This window comes from Alkalibacillus almallahensis (assembly GCF_011761495.1).
Taxonomy (GTDB): domain Bacteria; phylum Bacillota; class Bacilli; order Bacillales; family Alkalibacillaceae; genus Alkalibacillus; species Alkalibacillus almallahensis.
On the sequence record NZ_JAASRU010000010.1, the window covers coordinates 29,726 to 41,969 of the forward strand.

18 protein-coding genes and 2 pseudogenes are annotated in these 12,244 nt (G+C 37.0%); 2 read left to right on the forward strand and 18 right to left on the reverse strand.

Annotation, left to right across the window (positions count from 1 at the left end; all coding sequences use genetic code 11):
• Window positions 1-98 precede the first annotated feature (98 nt).
• From FHR85_RS09665 to FHR85_RS09745, 17 genes and pseudogenes are all read right to left on the reverse strand, one after another.
• Complete coding sequence (locus FHR85_RS09665; protein WP_167262687.1) at window positions 99-494, reverse strand: HIT family protein; 396 nt, start codon at window positions 492-494, stop codon at window positions 99-101.
• A gap of 119 nt (window positions 495-613) precedes the next feature.
• The gene (locus FHR85_RS09670; protein WP_167262688.1) at window positions 614-1,111 is read right to left on the reverse strand and encodes a GNAT family N-acetyltransferase; all 498 of its coding nucleotides are present in this window, start codon (window positions 1,109-1,111) and stop codon (window positions 614-616) included.
• Window positions 1,112-1,165: 54 nt separating this feature from the next.
• Window positions 1,166-1,444 carry a hypothetical protein gene (locus tag FHR85_RS09675; protein ID WP_167262689.1) on the reverse strand — a complete coding sequence of 93 codons (279 nt, stop codon included), beginning with the start codon at window positions 1,442-1,444 and terminating at the stop codon, window positions 1,166-1,168.
• 46 nt (window positions 1,445-1,490) lie between these two features.
• The gene (locus FHR85_RS09680; protein WP_167262690.1) at window positions 1,491-2,237 is read right to left on the reverse strand and encodes a DUF5694 domain-containing protein; all 747 of its coding nucleotides are present in this window, start codon (window positions 2,235-2,237) and stop codon (window positions 1,491-1,493) included.
• 13 nt (window positions 2,238-2,250) lie between these two features.
• Complete coding sequence (locus FHR85_RS09685; protein ID WP_167262691.1) at window positions 2,251-2,793, reverse strand: isochorismatase family protein; 543 nt, start codon at window positions 2,791-2,793, stop codon at window positions 2,251-2,253.
• Window positions 2,794-2,830: 37 nt separating this feature from the next.
• Window positions 2,831-3,841, reverse strand: coding sequence for a C45 family autoproteolytic acyltransferase/hydrolase (locus tag FHR85_RS09690; protein ID WP_167262692.1), 1,011 nt, complete (start codon window positions 3,839-3,841; stop codon window positions 2,831-2,833).
• 27 nt (window positions 3,842-3,868) lie between these two features.
• Window positions 3,869-4,330 carry a GNAT family N-acetyltransferase gene (locus FHR85_RS09695; RefSeq protein ID WP_167262693.1) on the reverse strand — a complete coding sequence of 154 codons (462 nt, stop codon included), beginning with the start codon at window positions 4,328-4,330 and terminating at the stop codon, window positions 3,869-3,871.
• A gap of 73 nt (window positions 4,331-4,403) precedes the next feature.
• A complete protein-coding gene (locus FHR85_RS09700; RefSeq protein WP_167262694.1) occupies window positions 4,404-5,282 on the reverse strand; it encodes a GNAT family N-acetyltransferase in 879 nt (292 codons plus the stop codon).
• A 107-nt stretch (window positions 5,283-5,389) separates the two neighbouring features.
• Complete coding sequence (locus tag FHR85_RS09705; protein WP_341770956.1) at window positions 5,390-6,016, reverse strand: class I SAM-dependent methyltransferase; 627 nt, start codon at window positions 6,014-6,016, stop codon at window positions 5,390-5,392.
• A 54-nt stretch (window positions 6,017-6,070) separates the two neighbouring features.
• Window positions 6,071-6,733, reverse strand: a pseudogene (locus FHR85_RS09710) (HAD hydrolase-like protein); the annotation flags it as partial.
• A gap of 29 nt (window positions 6,734-6,762) precedes the next feature.
• Entirely contained in the window at window positions 6,763-7,179 is a 417-nt protein-coding gene (locus tag FHR85_RS09715; protein WP_167262697.1) for a hypothetical protein, read from the reverse strand.
• A 54-nt stretch (window positions 7,180-7,233) separates the two neighbouring features.
• Window positions 7,234-7,758 (reverse strand): GNAT family N-acetyltransferase, encoded by a 525-nt coding sequence (locus FHR85_RS09720; RefSeq protein WP_167262698.1) that lies wholly within the window; start codon window positions 7,756-7,758, stop codon window positions 7,234-7,236.
• Window positions 7,759-7,819: 61 nt separating this feature from the next.
• The gene (locus tag FHR85_RS09725; protein ID WP_167262699.1) at window positions 7,820-8,308 is read right to left on the reverse strand and encodes a GNAT family N-acetyltransferase; all 489 of its coding nucleotides are present in this window, start codon (window positions 8,306-8,308) and stop codon (window positions 7,820-7,822) included.
• A gap of 22 nt (window positions 8,309-8,330) precedes the next feature.
• Window positions 8,331-8,804 (reverse strand): GNAT family N-acetyltransferase, encoded by a 474-nt coding sequence (locus tag FHR85_RS09730; protein ID WP_243864218.1) that lies wholly within the window; start codon window positions 8,802-8,804, stop codon window positions 8,331-8,333.
• Window positions 8,805-8,821: 17 nt separating this feature from the next.
• On the reverse strand, window positions 8,822-9,061 hold the full coding sequence (locus tag FHR85_RS09735; RefSeq protein ID WP_167262700.1) for a hypothetical protein: 240 nt from the start codon (window positions 9,059-9,061) through the stop codon (window positions 8,822-8,824).
• A gap of 56 nt (window positions 9,062-9,117) precedes the next feature.
• A complete protein-coding gene (locus FHR85_RS09740; protein ID WP_167262701.1) occupies window positions 9,118-9,306 on the reverse strand; it encodes a DUF6366 family protein in 189 nt (62 codons plus the stop codon).
• On the reverse strand, window positions 9,306-10,052 hold the full coding sequence (locus FHR85_RS09745) for a GNAT family N-acetyltransferase (protein WP_167262702.1): 747 nt from the start codon (window positions 10,050-10,052) through the stop codon (window positions 9,306-9,308). Before FHR85_RS09745 ends, FHR85_RS09740 begins: the two co-directional genes overlap by 1 nt.
• 379 nt (window positions 10,053-10,431) lie before the next feature.
• Between FHR85_RS09745 and FHR85_RS09750 the strand changes: the two genes are divergently transcribed.
• Together FHR85_RS09750 and FHR85_RS09755 are read left to right on the forward strand one after the other, a co-directional pair.
• Complete coding sequence (locus tag FHR85_RS09750) at window positions 10,432-10,971, forward strand: DUF1572 family protein (protein ID WP_167262703.1); 540 nt, start codon at window positions 10,432-10,434, stop codon at window positions 10,969-10,971.
• A gap of 234 nt (window positions 10,972-11,205) precedes the next feature.
• A pseudogene (locus FHR85_RS09755) lies at window positions 11,206-11,592 on the forward strand (zinc-binding dehydrogenase); the annotation flags it as partial.
• Between the two features lie 212 nt (window positions 11,593-11,804).
• Here FHR85_RS09755 and FHR85_RS09760 read toward each other — a convergent pair.
• Window positions 11,805-12,050, reverse strand: coding sequence for a hypothetical protein (locus FHR85_RS09760; protein ID WP_167262705.1), 246 nt, complete (start codon window positions 12,048-12,050; stop codon window positions 11,805-11,807).
• Between the last annotated feature and the right edge of the window lie 194 nt (window positions 12,051-12,244).

Below are 12,244 nucleotides of genomic sequence, written 5' to 3' on the forward strand. Positions count from 1 at the left end.
CAGTGAAAAAACACTTAAAACTTTCTTGTAAATAGTAAACCCTCCTGAGGTAGCTTATTCATTATAAATTATTGGTATTAAGCTCCTCGACTAATGCCTCACCTTCTATTTTCGGTGCTTTTAAATAAATATCGAATTCCCTTACCAGCTAATGGTTCATCTGAATACCTTGGTATAACATGAAGATGAGAATGATAAATATGCTGCCCACCTAACTCGTAGCAATTCCAACCAATGTTATACCCATTTGGCTGATGTTTTTCGTCTATGTAACTTTTTGTTTCTTGCAGGAGACTATAAGTTGCGTTCCACTCTTCTATTGTTAAATCAAATACGGTTTCTCTATGTTCTCGTGGTACGATTAACCCTGCACCTTCAAGTTGAGCACCCTTTAATTGAGCTTCATCTAGCTGCAAAAACATACAGTACTCATTACTTAAAATAACTTTTTGTTTTTGTTCTAACCATGGATAACAAAATACACAATTATCCAAAACTTAATCCGCTCCTCACCTTCTCCGTCTGCACAAACCTTGCTCATCTATTATGTAAAACGACATCATCTTAATTTATTGCCATAAAAAACAACGTGTTCGTTAGGAAAACGGGATTACTATAGTAGTTTCGCCATATAGTATTCATCTACCATTTCATTATTTATAAACAAAGCATTTCTTTTTATCCCTTCAATTTCAAACCCTGCTTTTTTGTACAGAGACAAAGCACTTTCATTCTTAGTTACGACTGATAGCTCTAACCTACTGATGTTTTTAACCCCAGCCCATGTTTCCAACTTTTCGAACAGTTTTGTTCCTACCCCCATCCTCCTGAAACCTTCTAAAACTCCTATCACAAGGTAAGCAGAATGTTGATTCCGTTTTGCATTTCCGCCGATTGCTATCAAATAGCCGACTAGCTCATAATCGCTCTCTGCTACGAATATGGCTGAATTGGATGCCTTTTTAAAACTTTCGATCATACTCATTTGGTTTTCCGGTTGAATATCCCTCTCTCCAGCTTCCCAGAGCATATACTGAGCACTTTCATCAACACGCTGGATAAGATTTGCTAATTTATCGGCATCAAAAGTCTCCGCTTCTCTTATTTTCACGACCTCTCCCCCTACCACCAGAAACTTAACCCTTTAAATGATCGAGGCTATAAACTACATCGAATTAATAATCCTTACTATTAAAACAATAGCTAAAACCATAATTAATATGTCAATTGCCAGCCAGCCTTTCTTACCTGCTTTAAGATCTTTATAAAAATCATAAGCATTCATAACCAATACTGCACCTGTAATCCAAAAGATACCATAAATATCAGATCCATGACTGTCATCACCAAACAAATACCCCACAGCCAATAACATCATGACTGTGACCGTCACCCCATAGCTCACCCGAATGATTTTTTCGCTACGAGTAAGTCCTTCATCCATCATTAAAACTCCTTTTCTAAAAATCACACCATCATTGATCACTCAACTAAAGATAATCAGACACCAATTCAACATTGAACCGTCCACTCTCTTGTAAAAACTGAGTAAGCAAATGAACATGCCCCATACCGTACAAAACGAAAAGGCGATCATTGCTACTTGTTGCTAGGTCAACAATGTTTTTATAAATAATCAGATTGCGATAATACCAATATTGCGCCGTCCACATTGCTCCAACTGGTTGATCATGATCCCCAATTAAAGCTAATAACATATGAATCTCATGGCTGGCATTCAAGTTCGATGAGGTATTTAACCAACGCAAGAATTCTCGCACCGAATGATTATTAAAATATGTTTCTATTTCTTTAGTTAGGGATGCCCCTTTTTCCTTCACTTCTTCAAACACTGGAGAACCATGTGTATCTGCCCATTCTTCTAAATCAGGAATGCCGTCGACTTGATCATTCCAGTCAACGGCATAAAGTTTTTCGTGGTTCATTGCACGTCCCAACTTAAATCCGATCTGATGGCGTTCATTTGCCTTCAAGGAATATTTTCCTTGTAAAAAAGCTTGGTAACTTTCATCCAATTTCTCTTGTTGATCGCTTAAAACTTCTAGCACAATTTTCGTCGGATTATAGTGCACAAGACACTCAATCACTTCGGCAATTTCTTGCTGTTTATTCTGGGTTAATATATCCTGTGTTTCAGGTTGAAATAAATCACCATTATCAGGACTATTAAAATGGTTTGTACCTAATACAACAACAGTCGGTTTTGAACGTGACATAAGATTCCACCTATTAATCGTTTACTTCGGAATCGTAGTACTCACCATATTCATCAACATCGACTACTTCAATGACGTTAGACCAATGCAGAACAGTCCCGACAAAATCTCGTATATCTAACTCTGGCATCTCATAAGTTTCATCTGTATTGACAGTTCCTGTTGCGTCTTCAATAAACGTCACCTTATAGCCACGATCAAATCCTGTTATAGCTGTGAACATACAACAGAACTCAGTATTAAAACCAGTAATGAACAGGTGATCCACACCTAAACTGTCCAATTGAGTTTGCAGGTCCGTTTCATAGAAAGAATTAGGCGTTTTCTTTTCAATAACAACATCAGCATAATCCTTTAATGATGGATGTAAGTCAGAGCCTTCTGAATCTTTGTGTAACGGTTTTTCTTCAGCTTTATCGAAGTGCTTCATGAAAATAACCGGTAATTCTTTCGCTTTAAAATCCTTAATCACCTTTTCCATAAGCGATAATTCTTCTTCAAAATTTCCAGCGTTAACAATGCCATTTTGTACGTCGATGACTAATAGTGCTTTCATTTTAATTCCTCCAATTTAATTCAAAAACTAATTGTTATTAGATATTCAGATGACCAGTCAATTCTGTTTGTTCCAAATCTTCACCTTTTACCCATTCACTAAAATCTATTTCAAGCGCTTCTCCACCAGGAATCGCTGTATACACTTTTTTCTCGTCAAACAGATAAGCGAATGTATGAAGTGTCCCAAAATATTCAAGGTAGTCTTCGTTGTACAGATGCGTCCCTTCACTTCTGAACTTATTAAAAACCTCCAGACCATCCATTCTTTTAAAATCATCCCGATGTAAATAATCCAATCGTTCCTCTGAATCTTCTACATGATCTCTGTTAAGTTGAGTCATATCTTCTCTTTGAAAATGATTTGTACAACATAACGTATGTTGATCTTTTCGAGTTTTAATATCAAAAGGGGATTCTTCAACCACAACGACATTGCCTTCAGAATCACCTATCGAATAATTGTAACTCCAGGAATGAGGAAGTTGTTTAATTACATCAACGGCTTCTTCGGTATTTTTACATGTATCAAGGATTATTCTAATAACACTTGCTGCAGTGAACCCAGTTTGGGTATCCTCGCTGTTAACGAAATGTAAAGCTACCGCAAGTCCATGCTCATTTACACCTTCTGTTCGACCCGTGACGTGTAAACTATGCCCCACGCTCGCAAATCCTTCGTCAGGTTGCACCAAAACCAATCGCCCATCATATATTTCTGGTGAAAAATCATAATTTCTCACCAGCATATTGGCGTTAACAACAGAGGAATATCCCATACCTTGAATTTCGGGCGCACTAAAACCACTAAAAATCGCAGCCTGGCATAACGAAATATTCATCGAGTCAGCTATTCCTGCCAATTCATGTAGTAGATGTGGAGCATGCAGTGAATATACTTTTTTTAACTCATCGAGATCTATATCCTCTTCACTCACAACATTTGAAAACATTGTCAACAACGATCGATCAATTTGTAAGCCTTGACCATAACCAATATCATATGAAGCACCGCGGTATTGCTCTAAAGATATTTTAAAGTTCCCCATTAGTTTTCCACCTTATTAGATCATTTTTTACCTATAAACATACTCCATAGGCTCGGTACAATGAACATAACCGTTCTTCTTGTAATGATTAATCGACTCATCACTTGGCCACACAATGACAAACTCATATTGATTATCTTCAACCCACTGATTAATGGTTTCGAGTAACTGACTCCCAACACCTTGATTGCGATAGTCTGGACGCGTATAGACATTCGTCATAAATGCAAAGGGCTTCGTCACTCTACCAGGACGTGGCACCTTATGAACTAACTCTAGGTAACAATGCGACACGATGTTTCCTTGATCCTCAGCCACCCAGATAAACCACCTGCCACTAATCATCGCCTGCTCTAGAAATGACTCACATTCAATCGCGAACTCGTCGAATGATTCGTTACTTTTGCTTTCGTCATCCTCTATCGTAAAATCCCAGCGCATCTTAATTAGTTGTTTGATATCCATGGGTTCTGCGAGTCTTATCTTCAAACTTAAACCCTCCTTGATTCTGATGATGATACTAGACACCACTTCAAATTAAGTAAAATCTTCTTTAACACCTTTAACCGTCATACTTAAAAGTACGAACCATCATCGTTTGTTTAAAGCCTAATTTCTCATATAATCGTTTTGCATTTAAATTATCTTGATCAACAGCTAGAAATATTTCCTTCTTCTCAGTTTTAGCAAAGGTGTTTAGTACATGGGCAATCAAATCCGAAGCAATCCCTTTCCGTCTAGCATCTGGATGAACCGCAACATCTTCTAATCTAAGGAAATCAGTGTCTTCAACATCATCCCAAAGCACAGCGCCTAAAACATCTTGTTCTTCTTGAATATATCCTGCTTCCATCCCGAATTCATCTAAATAATGGCCGAGCCTGCTCTCAGGGTTTTGCCAATCAAACGCATCTTCAAACAGTTTAGCTACTGAGTGAAAATCAGGATCCTCACTACTAGATAATGAATAAATTGAGTTTTCAACGTTCAAGTTATCTAGAGCTGTTGAGTCATACACCATTTCATACTGTTCGTTTGTAATATGCCAATCTTCTTCTTTAAGTACTAGATTAGTCGTTTGATTTTCTTCAGGAACCCCTATTATTAAATCATCAAATTTTGATAATTTGGTAAGTGTCGCAAGCGCGAGAGTGACATTTTCAACAGTATGTTCTTCTTTGATAAATACAGGACCGATCACGAATGCTTCATCATCTCCAGGTTCATATAAGAAGCCTGTAAATCCGATTATTCGCGAATCTTTCTCAAGCATTATAATCGAGTCTTCAAACGTATTCTCATATTCCTTGATCTCAGCCATCAACTCATTTAAATCGTTCACCCGTGGATAACCAATCCACTGTTCCTTACTCTCATAACTCAAACGGCAAAGCTCATCTACAAATTTTTCATCTTCCTTATTCGCAAATCTATGTTTCATTAGAACCTCCATTTACTTGATATTCAATAAATTAACAACAATAATCATACTTTTTATTACTGCATGATTATGGATGCAGTTACCTTATTACGTTTTTTATTAAAACGCTACTTCGAAATAACGATCACACCACCACAATGTGAAATCGGGTAGAATTCACATTGAAGCGCGTTGGATAATGATAACTTAATTTCATCATAAACCAGATAAAATTCATCCTCGTCCCAAACATCTAAGTTTTCTAATCGACAAGCATTCAGTTCTTCTCGTGTTTCAAAAGCAATATCACCTATAAGGAGTTGACCATCCTCTTCAAGAAGGGATACGAGCTGCTCGATAAACGGGATCTTCTCTTCATCCGTTAAATGATGCAATGTATACGTACTAACAATAAAGTCATATGTTTTCTCCACGATCTCAGGAGGCAAACCATTCGTGATATCCCACTCAATTAAATTAGCAGTGGGCATCTTGGATTGCGCAATTTCCTGCATTTTCGTTGAAAAATCCAAACCATCTATTTGGTGACCATGTTCATATAGTTTGTGAGTCAACACCCCTGTTCCAAACCCAATATCCAAAACTTTTGATTCTTGCTTTTTCATGACTTTATTAAAGATGGTATTTAATATTTGTTTATATCCTGCAAAAGGGTACTGATTATTTTCTTCACTTACTTGGACCGTTTTGTCATAATCATCTGCCCATAAATCAAAGCTATTTTTACTTAACACAACGTTTGCCTCCATTACTTTTAAAATGTTTGATCATCCTTACATCAATCCGAATTATGTAAAGATCTTCTGCAACACTCCTAAATCATCAACCACTCGATCAGCCTGTGCTAATTCACCATCACGTGCAAAGTCAAACTGGCAGCCAATCGCAGTTAGCCCATTGCCTTTTGCAGCGCGGACGTCCGATGAACGATCGCCCACAACAGCACCATCCGCGATAGTGTATTGATCTAAAATAGTTCGAACTAAATCCGCTTTATCGTCCGAATCGATTTGTTGAATACTAAAGGTTTCTGTCACCCATCGATTTAATTGATAATAACGCACAATCGCATTTAAATAATCAACTAAACCATTACTCGCGATGAATAGGTCGTAACCTTTGGCCTTCAAATCTTGAAAAGTCGCTTCGACGCGAGGATATAAAGCTCCCCTTCCTTGATTAATTTGCTCAATCAATCTTTCTAAAAAATACGTATCAACTTGTGCTCTGTCGGCTTCTGAGTGGTTGGGTAATAATGTTTCCCATACCACTGGCAGAGGCACGCCCATAATCTTTCGGTATTCCTCAAGAGGTGTTACGCCTTCCCATTTGCCCAGTGAACGTAAGTGGTCAAAGGTATCTTCAATCGCCCCTTCTAGAATCTGATCCGTTTGAAACAATGTCCCGTCCATATCAAAAATAATCCCCTGTTTCATTGGCTGGTCTCCCTTTTAATTCGATTAAGTGTTGTTCTAATGGGCTAGAATTTCAACTGTTTCTTTTTATTAAATCTCTTAGACACTATGCCAATAAAACCAAGGATGAGTTGCATTAAACTTAATAACCATATTTGTAGAGCTGGTAAATACCATTCTCCTATTAACATAATGGGCATGATGGCAGATAAGAAAAGTAATAGTCCCCAAGTGAATGTTAATATGAATAGTTTATGATCTTTCTTCATAAAGCCATATAACGATATCACGGCATTTCCAACCCCAAAAATAACCATGCCCATGATAGCTAAACTTTCCCAACTATTAAATGGCATTCTTCCAACCCATTCTGGTGGAAATGTCTCAAAAACTCCTTCTCCTGAAAGCATTGTTACACCTAAATAAAAAGCTCCTAACGACAATAATAAGTTATAAACATTTGAAATATTTTTTATAGACATTTTGTCCTCCTCGTATAAGTGATTGACTCAAGTGATGACTAAAAAGCACAACAATTACGTCAATTTTGATATCACGTCATCTACATCTTCCCACTCATAGGTTAATAGATTAAGTTCAGCTCCACCAATCTTCACCTGTTCAGACTTGATTTGCTTCGCTCCATAATGCTCATAGAAACGGCAAGCATCATTACCCTCTAATACTTCTACAAACACGCGATTGTAGCCAAGTTCATTAAACTTAAAAAATAGCTGTTTGAACAATTCCTTGCCAATTCCTCTACCCTGATAAGCCTCAAGAAGATAAATAGATGTTAAATCGCCTGCGTTTTCCGTCGTATTTTCATCTCTTTTCCCACAATCAGCAAAACCGACAATTTCTCCGTCATCATTTTCTGCCACAAACACATACTGATCGTTTTGAGCAATATTATCCTTCCATTTATCGCTGCGTCTCTCATAAGACATGTTATCTAAAAAGTCATCTGGAATAATATTTTTGTAAGTCGTCTTCCAACTTTCAACATGTACGATTCCTATCGAATATGCGTCTTGAAATTCTGCTTCACGAATCATCATCGTTAACACCTCAATAGATTTATAAAAACTATGCTTTTAAGTCAAAGCAAGCTCTACAAGATTATAAATATAAATGCAATACATGCTGTGGTCCTTTAGTGCCGTCGACAATTTCACCTTCATCGACAAAACCCATCTTTATATACAAGTTCAGAGCTGCGACATTCTTCTTATTAACACCAAGGACGATTTCATTTACCTCTGGGAGTTCCTCATTAACGAAAGAAGGTAATAATTGTAAGGCCTTTTTAGCTAATCCTTTGCCTTGAAAGGTTGAATCAATTGAAAATGATGTTAAAACACGAGCCCGAGGATTATCACTATACTTCTGAACTTTCGCTCCGTCTTCCAAAGCAAAATAACCCACTGGTCGATCACCATCTAAAATTAAGACATGGTTAGAAGTACTCGTCACCTTGGGATTATGAATCTTTTCTATCGGCAGCATCGTAAACATTAGTTGTTCTTCTGGTAAATGATAGTCCTCTAGAAAAGGCTTGTATGCTTCTGTGTACTGTATTAATGAAATAGATGATTGTTGTAATGTCATAACGTCCTCCGATTTAATTGTCTTAGTTTGATTGAATAACCTCATACTCCATCTTTAAAAATTCATAGACACTGCCATTGGTATGCTGCATGAATGTCTTAACATCTCTAAAACCAAATGTCCTATAGACGTTGATCGCTCGTTGGTTAAAGGTCTCAACGGATAAGGTAATGCTTTGGGGTTCATATTCACGCTGCACAAACTCAATCCCCGCTTCAAGAAAAGCTAATCCCTTACCATGTCCTGTTAGATCAGGTCGCATGCCTAAGGCTATATCTACTGTTTGATCATCGACTGGATTCACACTGAAGAAACCTATTAATTCACCGCGATCCATCACCGCATACTTCGAATCCCCCCGCTTAGCTGGATCGATAAATTCTTCTAAGTCCTCTTCGTCCGCTTCCATATCATAAAATGAATAGTCACCATCATAGTGCCAATTAAATGCAATTTCCTCAGCCTGTGACTGCGTCATAATCTCTAATTGATACATCCTTTTTCATCCTTTACTTAATCGGAATCAACCTTACCTTTTTCTTTTTCATCAAATTTTTTAATGCTCCTCGCTGTACCTTTTAGACCTAGGTAAAAGATAAATGAACCCACTAAGATACAAATAATAAACCAGTAAACTCCTCCTTGAAGTTCGTCGATATATAAATAACCTAGGAACATCAGTAATGGCCCATATAGGATGTAGAGGAGATTTGTAACTAGTTCAAAGACATCGCTAACGTATTCTTTGTTCACAGGGCACACCGTCCTTTTAACTAAATCACTTCTCCCGTCAACCTCAGGACAAATCATCACAAGAAAGCATTATAAACAATCAATCCAACGATTAGGATCAAAATCAGCACACCCGTAAACTTCCAACTCATGCCGCCGACTAAATCAGCCATGTTACTACCATGCGCACTGCTGGATGGGTGTTTTAACTCTTCTTGTCTCATGCGTTCTCGACGTTCTTCTGGGCTTTGGTTATTGTTGCTCATTAAACCCCTTCTTTCTTCAATTTGTATGTATACTTTTTCTCCGTCATATGACAACCATTCGCTTCGAAAATGTGTTGCATCGGTGTGTTATATTCACCAGTCGCACCAATATAATAGGAAGCTCCTAAGTTACTTAAATAGTGGAGTGACTGAAGATGCAGTGCTCTTCCCCATCTTTGGCCACGATATTTCGGAATGATGCCAAAATAAAATAGTCTTCCTTCGTCTGTCGTGCCTGGTTCAATTTGGGGCATGGTTACACCAACTGGGTCGTCATTCATGAAAACAGTGAGACAACTGTTAACGTATCCAGGTCCGAGTTCCTTTTTCATCCCTTCAAATTCTCGATCGACTGACACAAATGAAGCGTTTAGAGAATCAGCACTCGCTTCCTGCCAAACACGTTTAAATAAGTCTGGTGATGTTTGTTTTAATGGTTTCAATTCAAACTGAACGTTGTCATCATATCTAGGCAGATTAGTCAGATCTCGTCTGTAAAAATACTGCGTGTCGACTAATTGAAAACCTGAGCCCTTGAGTTTTTGTGGAAACTTAGATTTGTTAGCTTCTTGTTCATTTAACACAACAGATACAGACTGCACTTGCTTAGATGTAGTGAATGTCTCAAGGTCCCTAAGCAATTGCTTGAAAGCGTCGGCTGTCTTAATATCACCGAGCTCTTCCACCACGACATACTCAGGTGACCCATCGATTAACTTGATATTCGGATTAGATAAAGTCGACATCACTCAAGCTCCTTGTGCAACTCAATATATGTTAAAAAATTCAGTAAATTAATCACATTTTACCATATTTTTGGATAGAAAAATATATAAGTAAAATAAAAAGGCATGCATATCTAACTAAACAGGACAGCTTTGAAGTACAAATTTGTAATTTGAACTCTTAATTTACCTACTTTTTCACATTAAATTATGAACTAATTTGTAGATTTAACTATAATTAAAATTGCACAGCTAAATACAGAAATTTAAAACTTATTAGTATTTTTATGGTAAAGTAAGAGGAAGAGAGTTGTTCAACTGCCGTACAGAATACTCTAAGAATCTATCAGGACTTAAATACAATAATTTAAGAATTATTTGTTTATAGGAGGTTACTCAAGTGGAGATCGGAAAAGAATATTTGAGGGTTGTAATAGAAAGATTGATTAGTGTAAAAAACCTTGGAGATAAGACTTTAAACCAATTATCAGATGAACAAATACATTGGAATTATAATGATGAGTCCAACAGCGTAGCCATAATAGTAAAGCATTTAAGTGGAAATATGGTATCAAGGTGGAGTGACTTTTTAACTTCAGATGGGGAAAAAGAATACCGAAATCGTGACGAAGAATTCATAGATGATATAACGACGAAAGCCGAGTTAATTACGGTTTGGGAAAAAGGTTGGGACGTCCTAATTCAGACACTAACAGATTTAAGTGAGACAGATTTATTAAAATATATATCCATTCGTGGTGAAAAGCATTTGGTAATAGAGGCTATAGAAAGACAAATGGCACACTACGCCTATCATGTTGGACAAATTGTTTATGTTGGTAAACAACTAAAGGGAACTAATTGGAATAGCCTCAGCATTCCTAAAGGGAAATCTGAAGAATATCTAAAGGAAATGTTAGAAAAGCATCAAGACAAATAGTTTAAAACAAGAGCGTGTTTCTCGAACGAAATACGCTCTTGTTTGTATCTGAAATTACTTTGATCTTTGCATGTCATTTGCAGTCCTTCAATATTTAGTTTAGTCCACAGGGAACGTCAATGTTTTTGAGTGAATGGTACATATAAGTCAAATAAAAAATTGATATAACAATAAATAATACGGAAATTTGGATGAGAGAAGGAGTTTATGGGGCTGATTCAGCATCAGGTTGGCGACCTGAAGGCGTTAGGCGCTACTCATGTTCTTTCTTATCAATCCGATCACCTTGTTGATAACATTATATACAGCAATGGTGAACCGATTGATTCGGTTTTAGATGTAATGGGGGACCCATTATTCTCACCATCGCTCGAGGCACTCAAGAAAGGCGGCAAATTCTGTATATCAGAATCTGCTGGTGTTCAAACGACGAACATAGATTTTCGAACGCTATATTTGAAACATATTACACGGATGCTTAAAGCAATTTCAGATGGACTAATCAAACCTGTTATCGATCGAACATTTCCATTAGAAGAAACGCAAGATGCTCAAGTTTATTTTAAAGAATCAGACAAACTCGGCAAAGTCGTCTTGCTTCCTGACGAAAAAACTTTATAATATGAAAATGCTCAGACTCCATTCTTAAGGGTTTCCGTTATTTTGTGAAAAAGTTTAAATCACAGCGATTATTTCATGTTGAATCTTTGTATATAATAAACCAACGACCATATTACAACTGGGGCGCTTTTGCATCTCGTTTGTAATAAGATTTGAATGATATTAATGACGACATTCCTTCCTCAACTAATGCCTGCTGTTAGCTTAATGAGTTACGGTATCATTACACTCATAAACGAATACACAATAAGCGTAAATGTAATGGCAACCCAAACGGTATTTCTATCCTTATCTTCATCACCGTTTTTTATTTTTTCCGCTAAAAACACAGTATTCAGAACGAATGCGATACAAAGTATTGGCATCAAATAAATGGCGACCATTTGCATTAATCCCATCATCTTCAATTCCCCCTTGTTAAAAATCTTTTGTTTAACATTAATTTCTAATTCGTCCATTCCAGATTCCTATATCATCATAATTGTAATGAAGACTGCTAAAAAAATGCAATAAAAATGAAAAATTCCAACAAAAAACATGCAAAAAAGACCTGATAGTTATAAAACCCCTATCAGGTCACTGATGTTAGTGTTTGTTCACGTGTTTTGCAATTTTCTCTAAGAAAACGGAACTCGTTAACTCGCTCTGAGTG